The organism is bacterium, assembly GCA_035281585.1.
Lineage (GTDB): Bacteria > UBA10199 > UBA10199 > DSSB01 > DSSB01 > DATEDP01.
On the sequence record DATEDP010000081.1, the window covers coordinates 1 to 21,536 of the forward strand.

The 21,536-nt window shown below is 60.1% G+C and carries 37 protein-coding genes and 1 pseudogene; 1 reads left to right on the top strand and 37 read right to left on the bottom strand.

Features of this window, described 5'->3' with window-relative positions:
* From VJR29_06400 to VJR29_06420, 5 genes are all read right to left on the bottom strand, one after another.
* Positions 1 to 552: ABC transporter substrate-binding protein (locus VJR29_06400; protein ID HKY63030.1), on the bottom strand; the 552-nt coding region annotated here is incomplete at its 3' end.
* Between the two features lie 5 nt (positions 553 to 557).
* Complete coding sequence (locus VJR29_06405; protein HKY63031.1) at positions 558 to 1,787, bottom strand: hypothetical protein; 1,230 nt, start codon at positions 1,785 to 1,787, stop codon at positions 558 to 560.
* Between the two features lie 227 nt (positions 1,788 to 2,014).
* On the bottom strand, positions 2,015 to 2,617 hold the full coding sequence (locus tag VJR29_06410) for a DUF1566 domain-containing protein (protein ID HKY63032.1): 603 nt from the start codon (positions 2,615 to 2,617) through the stop codon (positions 2,015 to 2,017).
* Between the two features lie 100 nt (positions 2,618 to 2,717).
* Positions 2,718 to 4,307, bottom strand: coding sequence for an aryl-sulfate sulfotransferase (locus VJR29_06415; GenBank protein HKY63033.1), 1,590 nt, complete (start codon positions 4,305 to 4,307; stop codon positions 2,718 to 2,720).
* 15 nt (positions 4,308 to 4,322) lie between these two features.
* Positions 4,323 to 4,625: a hypothetical protein gene (locus VJR29_06420; protein HKY63034.1), complete on the bottom strand. Its 303-nt coding sequence runs from the start codon at positions 4,623 to 4,625 to the stop codon at positions 4,323 to 4,325.
* A gap of 45 nt (positions 4,626 to 4,670) precedes the next feature.
* On the opposite strand from VJR29_06420, the gene panD reads away from it, so the two are divergent.
* Positions 4,671 to 5,045, top strand: coding sequence for an aspartate 1-decarboxylase (gene panD, locus VJR29_06425; GenBank protein HKY63035.1), 375 nt, complete (start codon positions 4,671 to 4,673; stop codon positions 5,043 to 5,045).
* 70 nt (positions 5,046 to 5,115) lie between these two features.
* Here panD and VJR29_06430 read toward each other — a convergent pair whose 3' ends face one another.
* The 32 genes and pseudogenes from VJR29_06430 to rpsJ all read right to left on the bottom strand — a co-directional run bounded on the left by VJR29_06430 (position 5,116) and on the right by rpsJ (position 21,362).
* Positions 5,116 to 5,649 carry a TlpA disulfide reductase family protein gene (locus tag VJR29_06430; protein ID HKY63036.1) on the bottom strand — a complete coding sequence of 178 codons (534 nt, stop codon included), beginning with the start codon at positions 5,647 to 5,649 and terminating at the stop codon, positions 5,116 to 5,118.
* A gap of 60 nt (positions 5,650 to 5,709) precedes the next feature.
* A complete protein-coding gene (gene rplQ, locus VJR29_06435) occupies positions 5,710 to 6,267 on the bottom strand; it encodes a 50S ribosomal protein L17 (protein ID HKY63037.1) in 558 nt (185 codons plus the stop codon).
* 19 nt (positions 6,268 to 6,286) lie between these two features.
* Positions 6,287 to 7,318 (bottom strand): DNA-directed RNA polymerase subunit alpha, encoded by a 1,032-nt coding sequence (locus VJR29_06440; GenBank protein HKY63038.1) that lies wholly within the window; start codon positions 7,316 to 7,318, stop codon positions 6,287 to 6,289.
* Positions 7,319 to 7,349: 31 nt separating this feature from the next.
* Positions 7,350 to 7,976, bottom strand: a complete 627-nt coding sequence (gene rpsD, locus VJR29_06445; protein ID HKY63039.1) for a 30S ribosomal protein S4 — start codon at positions 7,974 to 7,976, stop codon at positions 7,350 to 7,352.
* Between the two features lie 11 nt (positions 7,977 to 7,987).
* On the bottom strand, positions 7,988 to 8,425 hold the full coding sequence (gene rpsK, locus VJR29_06450; protein HKY63040.1) for a 30S ribosomal protein S11: 438 nt from the start codon (positions 8,423 to 8,425) through the stop codon (positions 7,988 to 7,990).
* 6 nt (positions 8,426 to 8,431) lie between these two features.
* Positions 8,432 to 8,815, bottom strand: a complete 384-nt coding sequence (gene rpsM / locus VJR29_06455; protein HKY63041.1) for a 30S ribosomal protein S13 — start codon at positions 8,813 to 8,815, stop codon at positions 8,432 to 8,434.
* 8 nt (positions 8,816 to 8,823) lie between these two features.
* On the bottom strand, positions 8,824 to 8,937 hold the full coding sequence (gene rpmJ / locus VJR29_06460; protein ID HKY63042.1) for a 50S ribosomal protein L36: 114 nt from the start codon (positions 8,935 to 8,937) through the stop codon (positions 8,824 to 8,826).
* Between the two features lie 13 nt (positions 8,938 to 8,950).
* Entirely contained in the window at positions 8,951 to 9,169 is a 219-nt protein-coding gene (infA, locus tag VJR29_06465; protein ID HKY63043.1) for a translation initiation factor IF-1, read from the bottom strand.
* Between the two features lie 58 nt (positions 9,170 to 9,227).
* Positions 9,228 to 9,980: a type I methionyl aminopeptidase gene (map, locus tag VJR29_06470; protein ID HKY63044.1), complete on the bottom strand. Its 753-nt coding sequence runs from the start codon at positions 9,978 to 9,980 to the stop codon at positions 9,228 to 9,230.
* Positions 9,981 to 10,102: 122 nt separating this feature from the next.
* Complete coding sequence (locus tag VJR29_06475) at positions 10,103 to 10,750, bottom strand: adenylate kinase (GenBank protein HKY63045.1); 648 nt, start codon at positions 10,748 to 10,750, stop codon at positions 10,103 to 10,105.
* Positions 10,747 to 12,057 carry a preprotein translocase subunit SecY gene (gene secY / locus VJR29_06480; GenBank protein ID HKY63046.1) on the bottom strand — a complete coding sequence of 437 codons (1,311 nt, stop codon included), beginning with the start codon at positions 12,055 to 12,057 and terminating at the stop codon, positions 10,747 to 10,749. Before secY ends, VJR29_06475 begins: the two co-directional genes overlap by 4 nt.
* A 15-nt stretch (positions 12,058 to 12,072) precedes the next feature.
* Entirely contained in the window at positions 12,073 to 12,534 is a 462-nt protein-coding gene (rplO, locus tag VJR29_06485) for a 50S ribosomal protein L15 (GenBank protein HKY63047.1), read from the bottom strand.
* A gap of 3 nt (positions 12,535 to 12,537) precedes the next feature.
* On the bottom strand, positions 12,538 to 12,948 hold the full coding sequence (gene rpmD, locus VJR29_06490; protein HKY63048.1) for a 50S ribosomal protein L30: 411 nt from the start codon (positions 12,946 to 12,948) through the stop codon (positions 12,538 to 12,540).
* Entirely contained in the window at positions 12,948 to 13,433 is a 486-nt protein-coding gene (gene rpsE, locus VJR29_06495; protein HKY63049.1) for a 30S ribosomal protein S5, read from the bottom strand. Before rpsE ends, rpmD begins: the two co-directional genes overlap by 1 nt.
* A gap of 21 nt (positions 13,434 to 13,454) precedes the next feature.
* A complete protein-coding gene (gene rplR, locus VJR29_06500; protein HKY63050.1) occupies positions 13,455 to 13,805 on the bottom strand; it encodes a 50S ribosomal protein L18 in 351 nt (116 codons plus the stop codon).
* Positions 13,806 to 13,807: 2 nt separating this feature from the next.
* On the bottom strand, positions 13,808 to 14,353 hold the full coding sequence (rplF, locus tag VJR29_06505) for a 50S ribosomal protein L6 (protein HKY63051.1): 546 nt from the start codon (positions 14,351 to 14,353) through the stop codon (positions 13,808 to 13,810).
* A 6-nt stretch (positions 14,354 to 14,359) separates the two neighbouring features.
* Entirely contained in the window at positions 14,360 to 14,752 is a 393-nt protein-coding gene (gene rpsH / locus VJR29_06510; GenBank protein HKY63052.1) for a 30S ribosomal protein S8, read from the bottom strand.
* Between the two features lie 18 nt (positions 14,753 to 14,770).
* A complete protein-coding gene (locus VJR29_06515; protein ID HKY63053.1) occupies positions 14,771 to 14,956 on the bottom strand; it encodes a type Z 30S ribosomal protein S14 in 186 nt (61 codons plus the stop codon).
* Between the two features lie 10 nt (positions 14,957 to 14,966).
* Positions 14,967 to 15,512: a 50S ribosomal protein L5 gene (rplE, locus tag VJR29_06520; protein HKY63054.1), complete on the bottom strand. Its 546-nt coding sequence runs from the start codon at positions 15,510 to 15,512 to the stop codon at positions 14,967 to 14,969.
* A 20-nt stretch (positions 15,513 to 15,532) separates the two neighbouring features.
* On the bottom strand, positions 15,533 to 15,859 hold the full coding sequence (gene rplX, locus VJR29_06525; protein ID HKY63055.1) for a 50S ribosomal protein L24: 327 nt from the start codon (positions 15,857 to 15,859) through the stop codon (positions 15,533 to 15,535).
* 1 nt (position 15,860) lies between these two features.
* Positions 15,861 to 16,229: a 50S ribosomal protein L14 gene (gene rplN, locus VJR29_06530; GenBank protein HKY63056.1), complete on the bottom strand. Its 369-nt coding sequence runs from the start codon at positions 16,227 to 16,229 to the stop codon at positions 15,861 to 15,863.
* Positions 16,230 to 16,232: 3 nt separating this feature from the next.
* A complete protein-coding gene (gene rpsQ / locus VJR29_06535) occupies positions 16,233 to 16,502 on the bottom strand; it encodes a 30S ribosomal protein S17 (GenBank protein HKY63057.1) in 270 nt (89 codons plus the stop codon).
* 2 nt (positions 16,503 to 16,504) lie between these two features.
* Positions 16,505 to 16,714, bottom strand: a complete 210-nt coding sequence (rpmC, locus tag VJR29_06540; protein ID HKY63058.1) for a 50S ribosomal protein L29 — start codon at positions 16,712 to 16,714, stop codon at positions 16,505 to 16,507.
* Positions 16,701 to 17,126 (bottom strand): 50S ribosomal protein L16, encoded by a 426-nt coding sequence (gene rplP, locus VJR29_06545; GenBank protein HKY63059.1) that lies wholly within the window; start codon positions 17,124 to 17,126, stop codon positions 16,701 to 16,703. The genes rpmC and rplP overlap by 14 nt, the downstream gene beginning before the upstream one ends.
* 26 nt (positions 17,127 to 17,152) lie before the next feature.
* Positions 17,153 to 17,848, bottom strand: a complete 696-nt coding sequence (gene rpsC, locus VJR29_06550) for a 30S ribosomal protein S3 (protein HKY63060.1) — start codon at positions 17,846 to 17,848, stop codon at positions 17,153 to 17,155.
* Positions 17,849 to 17,852: 4 nt separating this feature from the next.
* A complete protein-coding gene (gene rplV, locus VJR29_06555; GenBank protein HKY63061.1) occupies positions 17,853 to 18,185 on the bottom strand; it encodes a 50S ribosomal protein L22 in 333 nt (110 codons plus the stop codon).
* Positions 18,185 to 18,466, bottom strand: coding sequence for a 30S ribosomal protein S19 (gene rpsS, locus VJR29_06560; protein HKY63062.1), 282 nt, complete (start codon positions 18,464 to 18,466; stop codon positions 18,185 to 18,187). Before rpsS ends, rplV begins: the two co-directional genes overlap by 1 nt.
* A 9-nt stretch (positions 18,467 to 18,475) precedes the next feature.
* Positions 18,476 to 19,306, bottom strand: coding sequence for a 50S ribosomal protein L2 (gene rplB, locus VJR29_06565; GenBank protein ID HKY63063.1), 831 nt, complete (start codon positions 19,304 to 19,306; stop codon positions 18,476 to 18,478).
* 3 nt (positions 19,307 to 19,309) lie between these two features.
* The gene (locus VJR29_06570) at positions 19,310 to 19,597 is read right to left on the bottom strand and encodes a 50S ribosomal protein L23 (GenBank protein ID HKY63064.1); all 288 of its coding nucleotides are present in this window, start codon (positions 19,595 to 19,597) and stop codon (positions 19,310 to 19,312) included.
* Between the two features lie 72 nt (positions 19,598 to 19,669).
* Positions 19,670 to 20,293 (bottom strand): 50S ribosomal protein L4, encoded by a 624-nt coding sequence (gene rplD / locus VJR29_06575; protein ID HKY63065.1) that lies wholly within the window; start codon positions 20,291 to 20,293, stop codon positions 19,670 to 19,672.
* Between the two features lie 113 nt (positions 20,294 to 20,406).
* Positions 20,407 to 21,042 (bottom strand): annotated as a pseudogene (gene rplC / locus VJR29_06580) (50S ribosomal protein L3).
* On the bottom strand, positions 21,039 to 21,362 hold the full coding sequence (gene rpsJ, locus VJR29_06585) for a 30S ribosomal protein S10 (protein ID HKY63066.1): 324 nt from the start codon (positions 21,360 to 21,362) through the stop codon (positions 21,039 to 21,041). The pseudogene rplC and the gene rpsJ overlap by 4 nt, the downstream one beginning before the upstream one ends.
* Between the last annotated feature and the right edge of the window lie 174 nt (positions 21,363 to 21,536).

The following is a 21,536-nucleotide window of genomic DNA, read 5'->3' on the forward strand; positions in this document are numbered from 1 at the left end:
CTCCACATTCCTCTTCATTCTCCGCTCCAGACCGGAGAAGCCTTCGACCCGAAAAATGCGGTTGAAGGGTCCGCGATAGTTGCGGCTCAGCAAAGCCCCCTGCACCGCCAAATCCACGATCTTGAAAGAAGCGCCGCTCGGCGCCAAGGTCCATTCGATCCGAACCGGCCGCCGATCGACCAGGCCTCGTATCGCGACAACCGATTCGCGGCCCTCTTGTCGCTCGAGTGAGAACTCGGCCCGACTCAGCCTTTTTCCGTTCCAACGGTCGGCTTGGCCCGCCAATCCGCGGGTGACGGCTTCGACGAAGAGCCGGCGCAATCGCGCCGACTCCTCGGGGCTGAGCTTGGCTTGGAAATCCTGGGTCGCCCGGTCGAAGAGAGCCGAGAAGTCATAGTAGCGCTCCACCCGCAACTGGATCGCCTCTTTCCGCGCCAAGCTTAGGTCGCGCAAGGCCCCGCGCGCGAAATCGACCGGCCCCGGAGCCGCCAGGGCGGCTCGCCCCAGGAAGAGAAGAAAAATGAGCTGTCCCCAGAGGGCGGTTTTTTTCATGGCCCTTAGAAGCTCAAGATCCCGTCGAAGAATGCCCGGAAATAGCTTTCCACCCCGGTTAGCCGATCGCCCGAGAGGACGAATGGGTCACCGGCACCCGTCGACATGGCCGCCGCGTCGGGTGGATGGGCGAAGAATTGGAGGAGATTCAACCCCACCGCTTGCGAGGTGATCAGGCGCAGCGGAGTCAAGCCCTGGGTGCTGGAGGCGATGAGATCCTCCATCAATTCGATCGGCTCCTTCAGTGAGCTCTCGCCGCGGGCCGGAGTGAAGAAGGCTGAAAGCTCACCCGCTTCCAACTGCGCCAGGCCCTGCTTGGCCAGAGTGCAAGCCCGCAGAAATCGGTCTTTCGAGGCCGTGATCCGCTCTCCGTCGATCAAGGTCAGGAAAGCCACCGTATCCATCGTCTTGCCGTGGACGGTGGCGCCGCTGCCGTTCAAGTCCTCCAAGAGAGACTTCTCATCGATGCCGGCGCCTTCGAACAGCGATTTACCGAGGTCCACGCCGAAGTCATAGGCGGTGAGAAGCTGGAGCTTGAAGATCGTCGCCTCCACCGCGGCCGTGAAGAGTACCGTGTCGTTGGGCGTGACTTCGACGTCGGAGTCCCGATGGAAGAGCTCCTTGGGCAAAGTGAAGGAGAAGGCCGGATCGGCGAGAATCGGGACGCTGAGAACCGCCAGCTCCTCGAGGACCGGAATGAAGTCCTCCATCATCCCCTGAAGGTCGCGAAGCGAAACGCCGTGGTCCAAGGCCAATTGGATCAAGGTTGAAAGCACCGAGCCCATTTCAGTCTCCCTCATCCGCTGGGCGAAGGGCAAATCGAATTCGACGTAGTTGAATTGCGGAAAGAAGTCGCCGCCCGGCCGATCCACCAGCTCGAGGTTCGTGAAAACCCCGGCCGGCCCATAGTAGTCGACGTCGACCGCAAAATCCTCGCCGAAGACTCCGAAGATCGCCGCCAGCGCAGGGTTGGCCGGCAGCAGCATCGTTTTGGCCCAGAAACAGCCGAAAGCCAGCCGGGAGTCGTTGGGCTCGTCGGGCAGCTCCTTGCAGAAAGCGTCCCGGGCGCCGGCTAAGTCGCGATTCCGGAAGGCCTCCAGACCCTTGGCCAAGGCTTCTTCGGCGGTTCCGGGATTCGAGGGATCCGCCGGCGGTTGATTTGGACCTTGAACGCTCCCGCCACCGCAGGCGGCGACGCTCAGGGCGAAGAAAATTCCCAATAGATGTTTTTTCATGGTGAGAAGTGCCAAGCAAAAGGAAGACCAGCCGGTGATGAAGTTAAGTTATTAGAATTATTTGACTTTATGGACAAGGCCAACGACGGCCAAGCGTCGAAAGTGGCTTCTTTCGCCACCAGCGAAAATTATCGCGTTAGATTGGCACTTTAGAGGAATCGGAAAAAATGTCTTATGTCAGACAAATCCCCACAGTTGATCAAGTGATCCAGGGCTTAAACCGGCCGTCAGGGCGCCGGATGGAAGAATTGGACCGGATTCGATCCTCCGTAGACGCACCAGCGCTTGGCGCTGGAATCCGTCTTGAGGTCCGGCGAGAGCGCCGGAGAAAAGGTGCCGAAAGCAACTCGGTAAGCCTGATCGGGATTACTCACCACACCGGAGAAAGGATAGGTCGTGAAAGCCCAGTAGAGACCATCCACGTTTTCGAAGAGATCCGAGCTGGGCGCATAACGGTACTCATCGGTGCCTTGGCCATGGTCATCGTAAAACACCAGCTTTTGGAGGCTGGTCAACTCTTCGACCGTCGGCAAGCGCCATCCACCGGTGGAGCCGATAGTGAAGATGTCGCCGGGATAGACCTTGCTGATGCAGCCGTCGACCGCGTTGGTCCAACTGATATTGCTGGTTCCGCTGGGGCTCCGCTCCCAGAGGAGCCCGGTGACCCGATCATAGACCACGTCCTGGTTAGCCCCATAGAGGGTGAAGCGCTGAGTCGGCTCCAAAAGCAGTGGCCAGGGCTTCAGCCCATTGGCCTTGAGCGGAGCAACCAACAGCATGGAAAGAGTGAAAGCTAGAAATGCACCCCAGGTGAGCGACGAGTTTTTCATTCCCCAGAACCCCCAAATAGTGACGTTTTACCGATTATCCCCGGCAATTTTCCAAGAAATCCGAACAGTCGTCTAGCCAATTATGAACCTTTCGAGCCTCTTAAAGCGAAGGGTAGCGGAGCGCTCGATAGACGAAGAAATGGGGCTCGTTCAGCGAAAGATCGAAAACCTTCTCGGGAGCGCCGCTCCGATTCACCTCGATCAGCCTGGCCCGGTAGCCCTCGGGAGTCTTGATTCCGCCAAAAGCAATGAGAACGTTCCCGGTCTGGGGAAGGTAGTCGGCGTCACCCACGAAATCGGCATAGATCCCCTCTTCTTCGCCGTATTCCCAGATTTTTTCGATGGTCATCGCCGATTCGTCAATCCGGTATTCGACGGCCCGGCTGTAGTTCTCTTCGTCCGGGAGCTTGGCGTCGAAGGGCGATGCCCGGAAATTGCCGTTGTCGAAGAGCAGGATATTCCGATTCGGCAAAATCATCGGGGCGTGCTGATGGTAGGGCCAAAAAAATCCCGGCTGCTGGTTCAGCGGGGCCAGCAAATAAGACCCAAAGGCCGCCGAGTCCCAGTTTTCGTGGGGCCCCAAGATCCAGATCAGCTCGCCGGTCGAGCGCCGGAACTTCACCACCGCATCTTGGTGGCGCATCGAGACCAGGAAAGAGTCGTCTTCGGCGTCATAGACCACCGCATTGCCATGGGACCAATCGCGGGTTCCGCCGGCGAGCTCGGGGAACTGGGCGTTATAAATGCCGCCCAAGGACGAGTAATTGATCCGGTAGGGATCGATCATGTCGAGCAGCCGATGCTGCCGGACGATTTCTCCTCCCGGCGTGAATTCCACGACGACGTCGCCGACGACGTTGGCGGTTTCGGTGGGCGCGGCCGGATCGCTGGCGCTGGAGGGATAATCGGAAAAGGCCCGGGCCTCCAAGCCCAAGGCGACCAAGTTCCCATCGGACATCTCCAGCACTTCGTGATGAAAGCCGCGATTGGCGATGGGAATCGCTCCGGGGCCGCCGGGGTCGGATTCGGTTCCCCATTCCTGGAGGACGTTTCCCAAAAAATCGATCTTGCGAATGCTTCCACCGCCGAGAATGAGCAGGTTTCCATCCGAGCTTTTTTTCACGTCGGTGGCATCGCCACGATGGAGCCAGACGATTCGTCCCACTTCATCGACGGCCAAAATATAGGTTCCAAACGAAGCTTGGGCTTCGCGGCCGCGAATCCGAAACAAGGTGATCCCCGGCTCCATTCGTTCCGGATCGCTTTGAACGGTGAAGGTGGGAAAACCGACCGGTAAGGGCTCGGTCACGGCCTCGAGGGCTTCGGGCCATTCGCCAAGGTTGCCGGCCTCATCCCGGGCCCGCACCCGGATCTGGTGGCTTTTTCCCGGGCTGAAACCCAGGAGCGTCAAGCGATGCGATACGGCCAGAGACGATGCCGGAATGCTCCAGGTCCTCTGACCATCGCTCACCTCCACTTCGATCGAGGCCGGCTCGTCGGTCAGGGCTTCCAAGGAAGCGGCCAGCGGCGTGTCTTCGTTGGGGGCCAAAGTCAGCCGGGGCGCTTGGAGAAAATGAGGTGTCGTTTGGTCGGCAGGGCTGGGATCGGGGGCCGGTGAATCAATCGGGTCGGCGCCGGAGCAGGCGGTTATCAGGGCGATCAGGGCAAGAAAAAGGCGGGTCGGCTTCATGCTCCCTCCGGGCCGTCATTCGGCTCGTTTGGATTTGCGTTTGGCGGGCCGGGAGAAATCCACTCCCTGCCCGCCCCCGTAATCTTCCCGCGAAAGCAACTCATCGATCTTATGGATCTGAGCCACGACCCGCTGCAGGTCGGGCGAGCTCTCCGGGTGCTTCTCCAGCCAACTCATGGCCCTCTCGCCGAGCTTGACCAAGAGCTTTTTTCTCTCCTTTTTCAAGAAGGATCGGGTCGCCGCCGTCTTGCCCAAACGGCCGAAATGCCCCAGGCTATGGGCGATATTGGACGCGCGTTGAAGGAATTTCCTAATCATCGTGCCGGCTTGACACCCTTTCTCGGGGCATATTAGGCTGAGGAGGTGTTCCGCAGTCTACTCAAATCGAAAATTCACCGGGCGACGGTGACCGACGCCGACCTTCATTATGAGGGCAGCGTCTCGGTCGACGTCAACCTGCTGGAGGCCGCGGACATCCTGCCCCACGAGCATGTTCACATTTGGGACGTGACCAACGGCAACCGCTTCGAGACCTACGCCCTGCCGGCCCCCCGCGGCTCGGGGACCGTCTGCATCAACGGAGCCGCGGCCCACCTGGCCAAGAAGGGCGACGTCGTGATCATCTCCACCTTCACGATGCTGGCCGAGGAAAAGGCCGCCGCCCACGAGCCCAAGGTGGTCCTGGTCGACGCTCACAACCAGATCGCCGCCAAAAGCAACAAAGCAGCGTCATTCTAGTAGGGGCGGGCCTTGCGCCCGCCCTGCGCACGAACAATGGATGGTAGACGGGCGCCCGCAAGGGGCGCCCCTACAAGTCTGGGGATGACAGCGTGCGCTCCACTTTCTTGTAGAAGATCTCCTGGTTATAGTCTTGCGGGCCGACGAATTTGTCGACGATCTTACCCTCGGCATCGATCAAGTAGGTTTCGGGAATTCGGTAAATTTGATAAGCGTCGCTGACGGCCTGGGCCGAATCAAGCAGGAGCGGAAAATCCACCGGCACCCGCTTCAGGAAATCCTCCACCACCGGCCAGCCCTCCTCGTCGAGGCTGACGCCGAGGATGACGAAACCACGATCCTTATAGCGCTGGTACAGCGCCTCCAAGGAAGGCATTTCCTGCTGGCAGGGCCCGCACCAGGTGGCCCAAAAGTTAAGCAGGACGGGGCGGCCGCGAAAAGAGGCGAGCGAGACCGGCTTGCCGTCGCGGCCGGGAAGCGTGAAATCGGGCGCGCCGGCGCCGATCTTGGGTCCGGTTTCGGGGCGGTGGAACAAAGTCAAATAAAGCCCGGTACCGGCCACGGCTAGCAAGATCGCAAATAGGAAAACTCTCCACTTCATCATAGGGGCGCAAAGTAAAACGCCCCGCGAGGCGGGGCGTTTCAATTTCTATCGAAGGACGGCTTATTTTTCCTTCTTTTTTTCGGCCTTCTTTTTCTCGGGCTTTTCGGCCTTTTCCTTCTTGGTTGCCGGCTTCTTCTCGGCCTTGGCCTTCTTCTCGACCTTTTCTTTCTTTTCGGCCTTCTCTTGCTTCGCCGGCTTTTCTTTCTTCTCAGCCTTGGCGTCGGCGGCCGGAGCTTCGGTCTTGGCCTTCTTCACCCGGGGTTGGTAACCCAAATACTCGATGATGGCCATCTCGGCGCCATCGCCCAGCCGATTGCCCAGTTTGAGGATGCGGGTGTAGCCGCCCTGGCGCTCCTTGAAGCGGGGACCCAGCTCGGCAAAGAGCTTCTGGACCGCGGAGGAGCCCCGGACATAGGCCGCCGCCTGGCGGCGGGCATGGAGCGAGCCGTTCTTGGCCAAAGTCACCATCTTCTCGGCGAAGCGGCGGAGCTCCTTGGCCTTGGCCAAGGTGGTGGTGATGCGCTCGGCCTCGATCAGCGAGGTGACCATGTTGCGGAACATCGCGATGCGGTGCGAGCTGTGACGTCCAAAGCGTTTCTTGCGTACTTGATGGCGCATAACCTTCTATTCCTGAATCTTAGGCCTCGTCGGTGGGAGGCGCGATTTCCTCTTGAGTGCTGGGAGCGTTCCAGCCCTCGACCTTCATGCCGAGACCGAGACCCATCTCTTGAAGGATCTCCTTGATCTCGTTGAGCGATTTGCGGCCGAAATTCTTGGTCTTGAGCATCTCGCTCTCGCTCTTCTGGACCAGCTCGCCGATATACTTGATGTTGGCGTTCTGGAGGCAGTTGGCCGAGCGAACCGAAAGCTCGAGCTCGTCGACCCGCTTGCTCAGGTTCTCGTTGAAGCTGGGGCGATCGTCGGAGATTTCGATGACTTCGGGCTCGACCTCTTCCTCGAAGTTGATGAAGATCGACATTTGATCCTTGAGGATCTTGGCGGCGTAAGCCACCGAATCCTCGGGCAGGACGCTGCCGTCGGTCCAGACCTCCAGGGTCAAGCGGTCGTAATCGGTCGAACGGCCGACGCGGGCGTTGGTGACGTTGTAGTTGACCTTGGTGATCGGCGAGAACAGCGCATCGATCGCGATGACGCCGACGCTGTCGGACTCGCTCTTGTTGAACTCGGCCGGAACGTAGCCTTTTCCGATCTTGACCTTCATCTCCATGTTGAGCTTGGCATCGGGCGACAGGGTCGCGATGTGGAGGTCGGGGTTGAGGATCTCGACGTTTTGAGTCGTCAAGATGTCGCCAGCCTTCACTTCCTTTTCGCCCTTGGCCTCGATCCGGATGACTTCCTCATCCACCGTATGGAGCTTGAGCTTCAGCTCCTTGAGGTTGAGGATGATGTCGGCGACGTCTTCCTTGACGCCGGGGACGGTCGAGAACTCGTGGAGCACCCCGTCGATCTTGATCGAGGTGACGGCGGCTCCCTGGATCGAGGAAAGCAGGATCCGGCGCAGGCCGTTCCCGATGGTGAGGCCGAAGCCCCGTTCCAATGGTTTAGCCACGAACTTGCCGTAGGTCGAGGTGTGGGTTTCCTTCTCGACTTCCAAGATCTTGGGTTTAATCAGGCTGCGCCAATTTTTTGCGACGATAGCGTTGGTCATGTCGCTGGATCCTCCGCTTTTGCGATTTCAACTATTTGGAATAAAGTTCGACGATGAGCTGCTCGGTGATCGGCAGCGTCATCTCGGCCCGCACCGGGGTCGCCTTCAAGCTCGCCTTGCAGGCGTTCTTGTCGAGCTCGAGCCAGGACGGAACGCCGCGGCGGTCCACCGCCTCGAGGGCTTTCACGATGCGATCGATCTTTTTGCTCTTCTCCCGCAGGGTCACGGTGTCGCCGGACCGCAGGATATAAGAAGGCGTATTCACCTTAATGCCGTTCACCGAAAAGTGGCCGTGGAGCACCAGTTGCCGGGCCTCGTTGCGGCTGTTGGCGAAGCCGGCCCGGTAAACGACGGTGTCGAGCCGCGACTCCAGGCGGTTGAGCAAGGTTTCGCCGGTGACGCCCTTTTGACGCTCGGCCTCGCCGAAGGTCAGGCGGAATTGTTTTTCGAGCAAACCGTAGATGCGCTTCACCTTCTGCTTTTCCCGCAGCTGGGTGCCGTATTCCGAGAACTTGCTGCGGGCCTGGCCGTGCTGGCCCGGCGGATAGGCCCGGCGCTCGATGGCGCACTTGTCGGTGTAGCAGCGGTCGCCCTTCAGGAAGAGCTTCAGGCCCTCGCGGCGGCAAAGTCGGCAAACGGATTCGTTGTATCTAGCCATGATTTCCTCGGTTAAACTCGGCGTTTCTTGGGCGGACGGCAGCCGTTGTGCGGAATCGGCGTCACGTCGCGAATGCTGGTCACCCGCACACCGGCGTTGGCGATGGCCCGCAAGGCCGACTCGCGGCCCGAGCCCGGTCCCTTCACCAAAACGCTGGCGCTGCGCAGCCCGTGCTCCATCGCCTTGCGAACGGCGTCTTCGGCCGCGATCTGGGCGGCGAAGGGAGTGCTCTTGCGCGAGCCCTTGAAGCCCTTGGCGCCGGAGGTGCTCCAAGCGATGACGTTGCCGGAAGGATCGGTGACGGTGACGATGGTGTTATTGAAGGTCGCATTGATGTGAACGACGCCGATGGCGATGTTCTTGCGGACCTTCTTCTTCTTTTTAATCTTCTTGCCGGGCTTGGCCGCCGCTTCGGTGGAGGCCGCCGCCGCTTTTTCTTCTTTAGCCATGTTTCATTATCCCTTCGAAGGCGCCTGCTTCTTGCCGGCCACGGTTTTGCGCGGGCCCTTGCGAGTCCGGGCGTTGGTCTTGGTGCGTTGGCCGCGGGCCGGGAGGCCCTTGCGGTGGCGCTGTCCGCGGTAGGTTCCCTGATCGACGAGACGCTTGATGTTCATCGAGACGTCGCGGCGAAGGTCGCCTTCCACTTTGAAATTTCCGTCGATGTAAGCCCGGATCTGGGCGACTTCGGCGTCGCTCAGCTTCTCGGCCCGGAGATCGGGGGAAATCTTGGTCTCCCGCAGGATTTCTTTCGCGCGGCTCTTGCCGATGCCGAAGACATACTGGAGCGCGACTTCGATGCGTTTTTTGCTAGGGAGATCGACTCCCGCGATGCGTGCCATGCTTTAGCTTATCCTTGCTTCTGTTTATGCCGAGGGTTTTCGCAGATCACGCGGAGGACTCCCTCGCGGCGGATGACCTTGCACTTCGGACAAATCTTTTTGACGGAGGAACGGACTTTCATAAAATTCTCTTTTCTACTTCGCGCGATAGGTGATCCGGCCGCGGCTGAGATCGTAAGGCGAAAGCTCAAGCTTCACTTTATCTCCGGGAAGGATCTTAATAAAATGCATGCGCATCTTTCCAGAAATGTGTGCCAGCACCTGATGGCCGTTTTCGAGCTTCACTTTAAACATGGCGTTGGGGAGCGGCTCTAGCACGACCCCCTCGACCTCGATGGATTCTTCCTTTGACATATCAAGTGGTTACAAGCTTCGAAAGGCCCTTTCCGAAAAGGTCCGGCTCTATACCCATTTATTCCAAACGAGTCAAGATTTCCGGCCCATTTTCCGTAATCGCGATGGTATCCTCGAAGTGGGCGGAATAACTGCCATCTTTGGTTACCACCGTCCAGCCGTCCTCCAAAATGTACGTTTCTTCGCCCCCAATGTTCACCATGGGCTCAATGGCCAGGACCATCCCGGTTTTTAGCCTCATGCCGGTGCCCGGAGTGCCGTAATTGGGCACTTGAGGGTCCTCATGCAAGGCCCGGCCGATCCCATGGCCCACGTATTCCTTGACCACCTTGAAGCCGGCTCCCTCGGCATGGGCCTGGACCGCCGCCCCGATATCGTAGAGCCGCTTATTGGGGTGCATCTGCTCGATGCCCCGGTTCAGCGACTCCCGGGTGACCTCGATCAGCCTTTGGACCTCGGGGCTGACCTTCCCGCAAGGGATAGTCCGGGCGCTATCGCCATAAAAACCCTCGTAGACGGCCCCGCAATCGACCCCCAGGATGTCCCCCTCCTTCAAGATCCGCTTATTGGAGGGGATCCCATGGACCACCTCCTCGTTGATCGAGAGGCAAAGGGTGTGCTTGAAGCCATACATTCCCTTGAAGGCCGGGATCATTCCCTTGCCGACGATGAACTCTTCGGCCAGCCGGTCGATGTCCAGGGTGGTCGCCCCCGGTTTCACCGCTTCGGCGACATAGAGGATGGCCTCGGCCACCACCTGCCCGGCTCGGCGAATCTTCTCGATCTCATCTTTTGACTTAAGAGTAATCACCAATTCACCAGTAGCAAGGGGCTTTAGCCCCGCTGTCGATCCTCGCTTGAAGAGCGGGGCTAAAGCCCCTTGCTACTTTTCAGGGCCATTATCTTAAACTTTCGGCGTCCCCGGCGCCAGCCCTAGCCGCGGGGCAGGCTCGACAGCAGGCGCTGGAAAACCTCCTCGGTCGATCCGATCCCGCCGCTGGGCCTCAGCTGGCCGGCCTTCTCGTAATACTTCACCAAGGGCGCGGTTTGGTCGTTGTAGACCTTGAGGCGGTGGCGAATCGTCGCCTCCTTGTCGTCCTCGCGCTGAATCAGGGAGCTGCCGCAGCGGTCGCAGATCTCGTCGCTCTTGGGCGGCGAAAACTTGAGGTGATAACCGGCGCCGCATTGGGGGCAAGTCCGCCGGCCGGTCAGCCGCTCGACCAATTCTTGCTCCGGAACTTCCAGGTTGAGGACCACGTCGAGCTTTCGGCCCAGCTCGCCCAGCAGCTGGCCTAAGGCTTCGGCCTGGGCCACGGTCCGGGGGAAGCCGTCGAGGATGAAGCCGCCGCGGGTGTCGGGGTCTTTCAGCCGTTCGCGGATCAGGCTGATGACGACCTCGTCGGGCACCAGCTGGCCGGCGTTCATGAACTTTTCGGCTTCGACGCCCAAGGGGGTCTTGGCCTGCTTGGCCGCCCGAAGCATGTCGCCGGTCGAAATCTGAGGAATTTTGAGCTTCTCCTGGAGCAGCTTGGCCTGGGTGCCTTTGCCGGCGCCCGGCGCTCCCAACAGGATCAGGATCATCGGAGCGCCGCCCTTCTGCCCTTGAACTTACCGGCTTTGGCGCCAAGAAAGCCCTCGTAATTTCGGGTCAGGAGGTGGGATTCCATTTGAGCGACGGTGTCCATCGCGACGCCGACGACGATCAGCAGCGAAGTGCCGCCGAAGGTGACGGCCAGCGATTGGGGAATTCCGAAGCGGGTGATCAAAATTTCAGGGAGAACGCAGATCGCGGCGACGTAAAGGGCCCCGCCCAAGGTGATCCGCGACAGGACCTTATCGATGTAGTCGGCGGTCGGTTTGCCCGGGCGGATGCCGGGGATGAAGCCGCCATACTTCTTGATGTTATCGGCGACGTCGACCGGATTGAAAGTCACCGCGGTGTAGAAATAGCAGAAGAAAATAATGAGGCTGACGTAGAGCGCGGTGTGGAGCCAGCCCGAAGCCAAGCTGTTGGCCAAGGCCTGAATCTTGGGGTTTTGCACGAACTGGGCGATGGTGGCCGGGAAGAGGATCAAAGAAGACGCGAAAATCGGCGGGATGACGCCGGAGGTGTTGATCTTCAAGGGTAAGTGGCTGGTTTGGCCGCTATACATCTTCCGGCCCACCACCCGCTTGGCATAGTTGATCGGGATCCGGCGCTGGCCGCGTTCGCAGTAGATGATCACGCCGATGACCAAAACGATGAAAGCCAGGAGCAGCAGGAAGCCCAGCAAGCTGCCGAATTGCTCTTTGGTCGTCCAGGCGTCGCGCATCGCGCTGGGAATCCGGGCCACGATGCCGGAAAAGATGATCAAGGAAATTCCATTGCCGATGCCGCGCTCGGTGATCTGCTCGCCCAGCCACATGATGAAGGCGGTGCCGCTGGCCAGGGTGACGACGGTCAGGACGTAGAAGGAAATGCCGCCGACCTGGGGAAGGAGGACGCCCTGCTTCTCGAGGCCATAGCTGATACCCAAGCCCTGGATGACCGCCAAGACGATGGTGCCGTAGCGGGTCCACTGGGTGATCTTCTTGCGGCCGGATTCGCCTTCCTTTTGCAGCTTTTCCAAAGCCGGGATGACGACGGTCAGGAGCTGGAAGATGATCGAGGCGCTGATATAGGGCATGATGCCCAGGGCGAAGACCGAGAAATTCTCGAGCGCGCCGCCCGAGAAGAGATTGAAAATCCCGAAAACCGTGCCTTGGCTGACCAGCCGCTGGATCGCCTCGGGATTCACTCCCGGAGTCGGCACATAGACGCCGAGCCGGTAGACTCCGAGCATCAAAATGGTGAAAAGGATGCGCTTGCGCAGTTCGGGGAGCTTGGTGATGTTTCCGAGACTCGACATGATGCTCCGTCTTGTTTAGGAGGCCGCTTGAACGAGCTTGGCGGTGCCGCCGGACTTTTCGATCTTTTCCTTGGCCGTAGCCGAGAACTTGTCGGCCACCACGGTCAAGGCCACCTTGATCTCGCCGTCGCCCAGGATCTTGATCCCGTCGCGAAGGCTGCGGATCTTCCGGTTGGTTTTGAGATAAGCGGCGTCGACGACGGTTCCGGCCGGGATGCCCTCGAGGTCGCCCAAGTTGAGCACGGCATATTCCTTGCGGAAGATGTTAGTGAAGCCACGCTTCGGAAGCCTCCGCGCCAAGGGCATCTGACCGCCCTCGAAAGTCGGGCCTTTGTGATAGCCGCCGGCCCGGGCCCTTTGGCCCTTATGTCCCTTGGTCGAAGTTCCGCCATGGCCGCTGGCATCGCCCCGGCCCAAGCGTTTCTTGTTTTTGGTGGCGCCGCGCGGCGCCTTCATCTCGCTTAAAAATTTACCCATGGCTTATTCCTTCGATTTCTTGGCCGGCTTCTTGGCGGCCGGCTTCTTGCTTTCCTTGGCAGCGGGCTTCGCGGCGGCGGCCTTGGCCGCCTTCTTCGGCTTGGCGCCCGAAGCCTTGGCTTCGGCGGCCTTCGCCTTGCGCTGCTGGGTCTTGGACAAAGCTTTGCTCTCGCTGGGCTTGGGACCGAGCTTGTAAGTGACGACCGTTTCGCGCTTGGGCTTGGCGCCCGTGGCCACGGTTTCGAACTTCACCAGGTCGAAGACCTTGCGGATCATCCCGCGGATCGCCGGAGTGTCCTGCAAAACCCGCTGCTGGTGGCGGCGACGGAGGCCGAGGCCGCGGAGCGTGTCTTTTTGGCGCTGATCGCGGGCGATGGCGCCGTGGATCAATTCGACTTTGAGAAAACCGGCCATTAGGAAGCCCTCCTCGCGGCCATCACCTGGTCGATCGAGCGCAGCCGGGTCAGCCCGTTGATCGTCGCCTTGACGACGTTGTGCGGATTGTTGGTGCCGATGGTCTTGGTCAAGATGTTGTGGATGCCGGCAGATTCCACGACCGCTCGGACCGCGCCGCCGGCGATGACGCCGGTACCTTCGGCCGCCGGCTTGAGCAGGACGTTGGCGGCGCCGTAGTTGCCGAGGATTTCGTGAGGGATCGAACCCTTGATCACCGCGACCGGCACCATGCTCTTCTTGGCCTGTTCGGTGGCCTTGCGAATGGCTTCGGGAACTTCGTTGGCCTTGCCCAAGCCCGAGCCGACCCGGCCCTTGCCGTCTCCGACGACGACCAAGGCGCTGAAGCTGAAGCGGCGCCCGCCCTTGACGACCTTGGCGACCCGGTTGATGCTGACCAGGCGTTCGGTCAATTCGCTTTCGTTGGAATCAAGTCTTCTTGCCATAGGTATTTCCTGTTCCGTTCCTTAAAATTGCAATCCGGCTTCGCGGGCGGCATCGGCGAAAGCCTTGACGCAGCCGTGATAGATGTAACCATTGCGGTCGAAAACGACGTTGGCGACATTGGCGCCCTTGGCCTTCTCGGCGATCCGCTTGCCCAGGTCGACGGCGCCGGCCTTGTTGCTCCGGCCCTCGCTTTGGCCTTTCTCGTTGGTCGAGGCCGAGACGATGGTCTTCCCGGTCACGTCGTCGATCACCTGGCAGTAAATGTGCTTCAGGCTGCGGTAGATCGTGAGGCGGGGCCGCTCGGTGGTCCCGGTGATCTTTTTGCGAATGCGCTGCTTGCGGCGCAGGCGGCCTTCGATTTTCTTGCTCATAATTACTTACCTCCCGCCGCGGTCTTACCGGCCTTGCGGCGGATCACTTCGTCGGAATAACGGATTCCCTTGCCCTTGTAAGGCTCCGGCGGCCGCAGGTCGCGGATATCCGAGGCCACTTGGCCGACCAGCTCGCGGTCCTGGCCCTTGATGACCAGGTGAGTCTGCTTATCGACCGCGATCTTGATGCCGCCCGGGATCGGGAAGATCACCGGATGGGAGAAGCCCAAGGTCAAGTTGAGGTCGTTGCCCTTCACCTCGGCCCGATAACCGACGCCGGTGATGTCGAGCTCGCGGGTGAAGCCTTCGCTCACGCCGTGAACCATATTGGCGACCAAGGCCCGGCTAAGGCCGTGGAGCGACCGGGTGTTGGGCTCGTCATCGCTCCTTTGGAGGACGAGAACCTTGTCCTGCTGGACAACCTTGATCGCCGGATGGACCTCGCGGCTCAGCTTGCCGAGCGGGCCTTCGACGTCGACCTTTTGGCCGGTCAGCTTGATCTTGACTTTATCCGGGATCGGAATTTCTTTTTTACCTGTACGGGACATAGTTTCCTACCAGATGCTTAAAAGGAGTTCGCCGCCCACTTTCAACTCGCGGGCTTTCTTGTCGGTCAGCACGCCCTTGGGAGTCGAGAGAATCGCGACTCCCAAGCCGTTCAGGACCGGTTGAATCTCTTGATAGCCGACGTAACGGCGGCAACCGGGCTTGCTCAATCGGCGGAGGCCGACGATGCAAGATTGGTTCTTGCCGCGGTACTTCAAGGTGACCAAGATTTTGCCTTGGTTCTTGTAGTCGACCACGTGAAAATCCTTGATGAAGCCCTCTTCCTTGAGCAGCTCGGCAACGGCGATCTTCATCTTTGAAGCCGGGATCTCCACGACTTCGTGACGCGCCGTCACGGCGTTTCGGATTCGGGTGAGCATGTCTGCGATGGGATCAGTCATCTTGCGTTCTCCAAAAAATTACCAACTTGCCTTGGTCACGCCCGGGATTTCGCCTTGCCGGGCCAGCTTGCGGAAGCAGAGACGGCACATCTTGAACTTACGGAAGTAAGCTCGGGGCCGGCCGCAAAGACCGCATCGATTGTAGCCCCGGACCTTGAACTTCGGCTTCCGGGACGCTTTGACCATGAGGGAGGTTTTAGCCATATTCTTTCCTTTAATTCCTAAAGGGCATGCCGAGGTGCTTCAAGAGCGCCTTGCCCTCTTCGTCGTTCTGGGCCGTGGTCACGATGGTGATGTTCATTCCCCGAATCTTGTCGATCCGGTCGTAGTTGATCTCGGGGAAGATGATCTGCTCGGTGATGCCCAGGGTGTAATTGCCGCGGCCATCGAAGGCCCGGCCGCTGATTCCCTTGAAGTCGCGGACCCGGGGCAGCGCGATGTTGCAGAGCCGGTTGAGGAACTCGTACATCCGCTCCTTGCGCAGGGTCACCATGACGCCGAGCTTCTGGCCTTCGCGGAGCTTGAAGGCCGCGATCGACTTCTTAGCCTTGGTGATCACCGGCTTCTGACCGGTGATGGTCTTGAGCTCCTCGGCCGCGGTGTCGAGGACCTTGGAGTTCTGCAGGGCCTCGGAGAGCGACATATTGATGACGATCTTCTGGAGCTTCGGCACTTGCATGACGTTGGCGAAGTTGAATTCCTTCATCAGCGCCGGAATGACTTCATTCTTATATTTTTCTGCGTAGGTGGATTTAGCCACGGGAACCTGCCTTTTTCTTTCTACTTGCTCGCGCTCGCAATGACTTCCTTGCTCTTCTTGCTGACCCGGACCTTTTTGCCGTCCTTGCCCACTTGGGACCCGACTCGGGTCGGCTCGGACTTTTTGGGATCGAGCAGCATCACGTTGGAGATATGGATCTTCGCTTCCTTCTCGACGATCCCGCCTTGGCGGTTCTTGGCCGAAGGCTTGGAATGGCGCTTCACCACGTTGACCTTCTCGACCAGCACTCGGCTTTCCTTGGGGAAGACCCGAAGGACCCGGCCGACCTTGCCCTTGTCGCTGCCGGTGATCACGATCACTTGGTCGTTCTTGCGGATCGCTGGCATATTAGATGACCTCCGGGGCGAGCGAGATGATCTTCATGAACTTCTTGGCGCGCAGCTCGCGGGCGACCGGCCCGAAGATGCGGGTCCCGATCGGCTCGCCGGCGTCGTTGATCAGGACGATCGAGTTTTGGTCGAAGCGGATGTAAGAGCCGTCGGTCCGCTGGATTTCGCGGCGGGTCCGGACGATGACCCCCTTCTTGACGTCGCCCTTCTTCACCTTGGAGTCGGGCAGCGCCTCCTTCACCGACACGACGATGATGTCGCCGATGCTGGCGTACTTGCGGCGGGTTCCACCGAGCACCTTGATGCACATCAGCTTCTTGGCGCCGGAATTGTCCGCGGAATCGAGGATGGTTTGCTGTTGAATCATGGCTTACCCCTTCGCGCCTTCCTTCTTGACGATCGAGTGGACCGCCCAGCGCTTGGTTTTGGAGAGCGGACGGCTCTCGATGAGCTCGACCACGTCGCCGACCTGGCAGGCACCCTTCTCGTCGTGGGCTTTGAACTTGGAACGGCGCTTGTAATATTTCTTGTAACCGGGGTGCATGACCAGCCGGTCGACCGAAACGACCACCGTTTTCTGCATCTTGTTGCTGACGACGGTGCCGATCTTGGTTTTTCTTTTGTGGTTCTTCTCAGCCATACTTAAGCCTTCGCTCCTTTTTCAGCGGCCTTCTTCTGCTTGGCCACGGTGAGGACCCGGGCGATGTCCCGCCGGACCTCTTTGAGGCGGTGGGACTTCTCCAGCGAGCCGGTGGCGTTCTGCATGCGCAGCTTGAACAGCTCCTCGCGGAGGTCCTTCTCGAGGGCCGTCAGTTCCTTCAAATTCTTCTCGCGGATCTCACTTGGCGTCACGGTATCCCTCCCGGGTCAAAATCTTGGTCTTGATCGGCAGCTTGTGCTTGGCCAGGGTCAGGGCCTCCAACGCGATGTCGGCGGTGACGCCTTCCATCTCGTAGATAATCCGGCCCGGCTTGATCACGGCCACCCATTCTTCGGGGTTGCCCTTGCCTTTACCCATACGGGTTTCGAGCGGCTTCTTGGTGATCGGCTTGTCCGGGAAGACCCGGATCCAGACCTTGCCGCCGCGCTTGATGCAGCGGTTGATCGCGATACGGCCGGCCTCGATCTGGCGCGAGGTCAGGCGGCCGCAGTCGGTGGCTTGGATCGCGAAGTCGCCGAAGTTGAGGTTGCAGCCGCGATAGGCCTTGCCCCGCATCCGGCCCTTCTGCTGCTTTCGGTATTTGACCTTCTTTGGGATCAACATAATGCGTTCCTAATCGTTTAATCCGTTTATTCGGCGGCCGGCGCGGCCGGAGCCGGCGTCGTGCTCGCTTGGAAAGGCGTGGCCTGGGTCTCGACCGGCCCCAAGATCTCGCCCTTGAAGATCCAAACCTTGACTCCGATCACGCCGTAAGTCGTGTTGGCTTCGGCGGTCGCGTAATCGATGTCGGCCCGGAGGGTCTGCAGCGGAACCCGGCCCTCGCGGTACCACTCGGTCCGGGCGATCTCGGCGCCGCCCAAGCGGCCGGCAACCATGACCTTGACGCCCTTGGCGCCGAACTTCTGGGCCGACTGGACGGCCTTCTTCATCGCCCGGCGGAAAGCCACCCGGCGCTCGAGCTGCATCGCGATGTTTTCGGCGACCAGCTGGGCGTCGATCTCGGCCTTGCGGACCTCCTGGATGTCGAGGAAGACCTCGCAGGAGCTCTTCTTGGCCAGCTCGGCCCGGAGAGCGTCGATCCCGGCGCCCTTCTTGCCGATGACCAGGCCGGGACGCGCGGTATGGATGATCACCTTCACCTTGCGGGCGGCCCGCTCGATCTCGACCTTGGAGACGCCGGTCGAATAGAGTTTCTTCTTCACTTCGCGGCGGAACTTCACGTCCTCGTGGAGGAACTCGGCGTAGTTGCGCTTGGCGTACCACTTCGAAAGCCAGGGCTTGGTGATACCGACTCGAAATCCGATGGGATGAACTTTCTGACCCATAATTCTACTTCTCCGCCAAAATTAAAGTGACGTGACTGGTCTTCTTCTCGATCTTGAAGGCCGAGCCGCGGGCCCGGGCCTGCCAACGCTTCAGGGTCGGCCCTTGGTCGACCATCACCGTCTTCACGATGAGGTTGTCCGGATCCATCCCGCCCTTTTGCTCGGCATTGGCCAAGGCCGAACGAAGCAGCTTCTTGAAATCCTTGGCGACGTAGCGGTTGGTGAACGAGAGGATATCGAGCGCCTTCTGGACCCCCTTGCCGCGGATCAAATCCGCGACCAGCCGGGCCTTGCGCGGCGCCACTCTCAGATAGCTGATGCGTGCGGTGGCCGACATTATTTGGTCTCCTTGGCCTTACGGTCGCCGGAGTGCATGTGGAAGGTCCGCGTCGCCGCGAACTCGCCCAATTTGTGGCCGACCATGTTTTCGGTGACGAAGACCGGGATAAACTTGCGGCCGTTGTGGACGGCGAAGGTCAGGCCGACGAAATCGGGCGTGACCATCGAGCGGCGCGACCAAGTCTTGATCACCTTCTTGCTTTTCTGGTCCTGTTGGGCGTCGACCTTCTTTTGCAGCGAGCGATCGACCCAGGGACCTTTTTTCAACGAACGAGGCATAACGTTTCCTTATAATTTCGAACGACGATCCTTCACGATCATGTTTTGAGTGCGCTTGTTCTGGCGCGTCTTGTAGCCCTTGGCCGGCGTGCCCCAGGGGCTCGAGGGATGGTTGCCGCCCTTGCTGCAGCCTTCGCCGCCGCCGTGGGGGTGATCGACCGGGTTCATGACCATACCGCGGACCGTCGGCCGAATGCCGCGCCAACGGGTCCGGCCGGCCTTGCCCCAGGTGATGTTCTCGTGCTCGGGGTTGCTGGTCTCGCCGATGGTCGCCATGCAGTCGATGAAGACCTTGCGGACCTCGCCCGAGGGCATCTTGACCAGAGCGTAACGGCCTTCCTTGGCCATGAGCTGGGCAAAAGTGCCGGCGCTGCGGGCGATCTGGCCGCCTTTGCCGACCTTGAGCTCGATGTTGTAAATGTTGGTGCCGACCGGGATGTTCTTGAGCGGCAAGGCATTGCCCGGGAGGATGTCGGCCGACTCCGAAGCGATGACGGTGCGGCCCACGACCAACGACTGCGGCGCGATGATGTAGCGCTTCTCGCCGTCGGCGTAGAACAACAGGGCCAAGCGGGCGGTCCGGTTGGGATCGTACTCGATCGCCGCGACCTTGGCCGGGATATCCTTCTTGTCGCGTCGGAAATCGATGATCCGGTAGCGCTTCTTGTGGCCGCCGCCGATGTGGCGGGTGGTGATCCGGCCATGGTTATTGCGGCCGCCCGAACGGCTCTTCTTGTCGAGCAGCGATTTCTCGGGCTTGGTCTTGGTGATCTCCGAGAAATCGAAACCGTTCATGCCGCGTCGGGCCGGGGTGATCGGATTGTATTCTTTCATTGCCATGGCTTAAACCCCTTCGAAGAACTCGATCTTCTCGCCTTCGCGCAAGGTCACGTAGGCCTTCTTCCAGTTGGAGCGCTGGCCGACGCTGCGGCCGACGCGCTTGATCTTGCCGCGGACGTTCAAAGTCTTCACGTCCTCGACATGCACATTGAAAAGCTTCTCGATGGCGCCCTTGACCTGGGTCTTGCTGGCCCGGTCGTCGACCTCGAAGAGATACTGGTTGCGCAGCTCGCGCAGCTGAGTGCCTTTCTCGGTGACCAGGGGACGTCGGATGATTTGATGAATTTCCATAAATCGTCTTTCTTGCTTCGCAAACTCTTCGAGTTTGCTGCGCGGCTGGAGCAAGTCCAGCCTTGCTGCTCCTTATTGCACCGTGGCCCGCTCGGTGACGGCCTTGAGGGCATCTTCGCTAATTAGCAGGTGGTCGTACTTCAACACGTCGTAGACGTTGAGGCCTTCGACCCGGATCACCTTGAAGCCCTTCAAGTTGCGGACCGAGCGCTCGATGGTCTCGTTGCCGGCGGCGATGACCAGGAGAGCGGATTTGCTCTCGAGGGCTTTAAAAAATTCCACCGCCTGCTTGGTCTTGATCTCTTTCCAAGCCGGAGCTTCGACGACTCGCAGCGCGCCTTCCTTGTTCTTGAGAGCCAGCGCGGTTTGGAGCGCCCGGCGCTTGGCGGCCTTGGGCATGGTGTAGCTATAATCCCGAGGATGGGGCCCGAAGATCCGGCCGCCGCCGACCGAGAGCGCCTTGACGTCGCCGTGGCGGGCATTGCCGGTGCCCTTCTGGCGGTAGATCTTCTTGGTCGAGCCGCTGGTCATGCCGCGGGTCTTGGTCGAGTGGGTGCCGGCCCGGCGATTGGCGAGCTGGTTGCGAACCGCATAGTAAAGGAGCGACTTGCGGATCGGACCGGCCAAGAGGGCCTCGGCGACTTCGACGTCGCGAACCTTTTTACCGGATTGATTGTAGAGAGCTAGGGTACTCACGAAGCCACCTCCGCATTTCCTTCAGCCGGCGCATTCTCCGCCGGGGCTTCAGGCGCAACCTCGGCCTTCTCGGCCGGAGCCTGGGCCTTGAGCCGCTTTTCGAATTCGGGGTTGGAGGTGCGAATCAAGAGAATCGCATTCTCGCCGCCGGGAACGGCGCCGTTGAGAACCAGCAGGTTCCGCTCGGTATCGACCTTCAAAATCTTGAGATTGCGGACCGTGACCTTTTCATCGCCCATGTGGCCGGGCAGGCCCATCAGCTTGAAGACCTTGCCGGGATAGGTCCGTTGACCGATCGAACCGGTGCTGCGGTGGAAGGTCGAGCCGTGGCTCGCCGGGCCGCCGGCTTTATGGTGCCGCTTGATGACGCCCTGGAAGCCCTTGCCTTTGGAGACGCCGGTGACGTCGACCCGCTGGCCGACTTCGAAGGCACCGACGCCGAGCTGTTGGCCGACCTTGAAGCCCTCGGCGTCTTGGACGCGCACTTCCTTGAGGTGGCGGAAAGCGCGGAGGCCCTTCTTCTCGAAGTGGCCGCGCTGGGCCCGGTTGACCCGGCGGAACTCGAGCTCGCCGAAGCCGAGCTGGAGCGCGCTGTAACCGTCGCTCTTGGCGTTCTTCACTTGGGTGACAATGCAGGGCCCGACCTGGAGGACGGTGGCGCCATAGTAGTCGCCGCCTTCCGCGAAGATCTGGGTCATTGCGATTTTTTTCCCGATCAGGCCGGGTTTGACCGTCTTCTTGGTGCTCATACCATCTTAATCTCGACCTCAACGCCGGCGGACAGATCGAGCCTCATCAAGGCGTCGATGGTCTGCTGGGTCGGTTCGAGAATATCCAACAAACGTTTGTGGGTGCGGATCTCGAATTGCTCGCGCGACTTCTTGTCGACGTGGGGCGAACGCAAGACCGTGTAACGCTCGATCTTGGTCGGCAGCGGAACCGGACCCGCGATGCGAGCGCCGGTCCGCTTGGCGGTGTCGACGATTTCGGAAGCCGACTGGTCCAACAACTTGTGGTCGAAGGCCTTGAGCCGGATTCGGATTTTTTGTCCTGGGGTTTCTTCAGCCATATTTTTTCCTGTAGGGGCACCCCTTGCGGGTGCCCAGTCTACCATATCACCTTCGTGCTACGGGCGACCGCAAGGGTCGCCCCTACAATTATTCAATGATCTCGGTGCAGACGCCGGCGCCGACGGTGCGGCCGCCTTCGCGGATCGCGAAGCGCATTTCCTTCTCCAACGCCA

Excerpts from the sequence above, each read along its gene's own strand:
- VJR29_06405 (HKY63031.1), bottom strand. The coding sequence starts at position 1,787 with ATGAAAAAACATCTATTGGGAATTTTCTTCGCCCTGAGCGTCGCCGCC.
- VJR29_06410 (HKY63032.1), bottom strand. The coding sequence starts at position 2,617 with ATGAAAAACTCGTCGCTCACCTGGGGTGCATTTCTAGCTTTCACTCTT.
- VJR29_06415 (HKY63033.1), bottom strand. The coding sequence starts at position 4,307 with ATGAAGCCGACCCGCCTTTTTCTTGCCCTGATCGCCCTGATAACCGCC.
- VJR29_06420 (HKY63034.1), bottom strand. The coding sequence starts at position 4,625 with ATGATTAGGAAATTCCTTCAACGCGCGTCCAATATCGCCCATAGCCTG.
- VJR29_06430 (HKY63036.1), bottom strand. The coding sequence starts at position 5,649 with ATGATGAAGTGGAGAGTTTTCCTATTTGCGATCTTGCTAGCCGTGGCC.
- rplQ (HKY63037.1), bottom strand. The coding sequence starts at position 6,267 with ATGCGCCATCAAGTACGCAAGAAACGCTTTGGACGTCACAGCTCGCAC.
- VJR29_06440 (HKY63038.1), bottom strand. The coding sequence starts at position 7,318 with ATGACCAACGCTATCGTCGCAAAAAATTGGCGCAGCCTGATTAAACCC.
- rpsD (HKY63039.1), bottom strand. The coding sequence starts at position 7,976 with ATGGCTAGATACAACGAATCCGTTTGCCGACTTTGCCGCCGCGAGGGC.
- rpsK (HKY63040.1), bottom strand. The coding sequence starts at position 8,425 with ATGGCTAAAGAAGAAAAAGCGGCGGCGGCCTCCACCGAAGCGGCGGCC.
- rpsM (HKY63041.1), bottom strand. The coding sequence starts at position 8,815 with ATGGCACGCATCGCGGGAGTCGATCTCCCTAGCAAAAAACGCATCGAA.
- rpmJ (HKY63042.1), bottom strand. The coding sequence starts at position 8,937 with ATGAAAGTCCGTTCCTCCGTCAAAAAGATTTGTCCGAAGTGCAAGGTC.
- infA (HKY63043.1), bottom strand. The coding sequence starts at position 9,169 with ATGTCAAAGGAAGAATCCATCGAGGTCGAGGGGGTCGTGCTAGAGCCG.
- VJR29_06475 (HKY63045.1), bottom strand. The coding sequence starts at position 10,750 with ATGATCCTGATCCTGTTGGGAGCGCCGGGCGCCGGCAAAGGCACCCAG.
- secY (HKY63046.1), bottom strand. The coding sequence starts at position 12,057 with ATGTCGAGTCTCGGAAACATCACCAAGCTCCCCGAACTGCGCAAGCGC.
- rplO (HKY63047.1), bottom strand. The coding sequence starts at position 12,534 with ATGGGTAAATTTTTAAGCGAGATGAAGGCGCCGCGCGGCGCCACCAAA.
- rpmD (HKY63048.1), bottom strand. The coding sequence starts at position 12,948 with ATGGCCGGTTTTCTCAAAGTCGAATTGATCCACGGCGCCATCGCCCGC.
- rpsE (HKY63049.1), bottom strand. The coding sequence starts at position 13,433 with ATGGCAAGAAGACTTGATTCCAACGAAAGCGAATTGACCGAACGCCTG.
- rplR (HKY63050.1), bottom strand. The coding sequence starts at position 13,805 with ATGAGCAAGAAAATCGAAGGCCGCCTGCGCCGCAAGCAGCGCATTCGC.
- rplF (HKY63051.1), bottom strand. The coding sequence starts at position 14,353 with ATGTCCCGTACAGGTAAAAAAGAAATTCCGATCCCGGATAAAGTCAAG.
- rpsH (HKY63052.1), bottom strand. The coding sequence starts at position 14,752 with ATGACTGATCCCATCGCAGACATGCTCACCCGAATCCGAAACGCCGTG.
- VJR29_06515 (HKY63053.1), bottom strand. The coding sequence starts at position 14,956 with ATGGCTAAAACCTCCCTCATGGTCAAAGCGTCCCGGAAGCCGAAGTTC.
- rplX (HKY63055.1), bottom strand. The coding sequence starts at position 15,859 with ATGCCAGCGATCCGCAAGAACGACCAAGTGATCGTGATCACCGGCAGC.
- rplN (HKY63056.1), bottom strand. The coding sequence starts at position 16,229 with ATGATTCAACAGCAAACCATCCTCGATTCCGCGGACAATTCCGGCGCC.
- rpsQ (HKY63057.1), bottom strand. The coding sequence starts at position 16,502 with ATGGCTGAGAAGAACCACAAAAGAAAAACCAAGATCGGCACCGTCGTC.
- rplP (HKY63059.1), bottom strand. The coding sequence starts at position 17,126 with ATGTTGATCCCAAAGAAGGTCAAATACCGAAAGCAGCAGAAGGGCCGG.
- rpsC (HKY63060.1), bottom strand. The coding sequence starts at position 17,848 with ATGGGTCAGAAAGTTCATCCCATCGGATTTCGAGTCGGTATCACCAAG.
- rplV (HKY63061.1), bottom strand. The coding sequence starts at position 18,185 with ATGTCGGCCACCGCACGCATCAGCTATCTGAGAGTGGCGCCGCGCAAG.
- rpsS (HKY63062.1), bottom strand. The coding sequence starts at position 18,466 with ATGCCTCGTTCGTTGAAAAAAGGTCCCTGGGTCGATCGCTCGCTGCAA.
- rplB (HKY63063.1), bottom strand. The coding sequence starts at position 19,306 with ATGGCAATGAAAGAATACAATCCGATCACCCCGGCCCGACGCGGCATG.
- VJR29_06570 (HKY63064.1), bottom strand. The coding sequence starts at position 19,597 with ATGGAAATTCATCAAATCATCCGACGTCCCCTGGTCACCGAGAAAGGC.
- rpsJ (HKY63066.1), bottom strand. The coding sequence starts at position 21,362 with ATGGCTGAAGAAACCCCAGGACAAAAAATCCGAATCCGGCTCAAGGCC.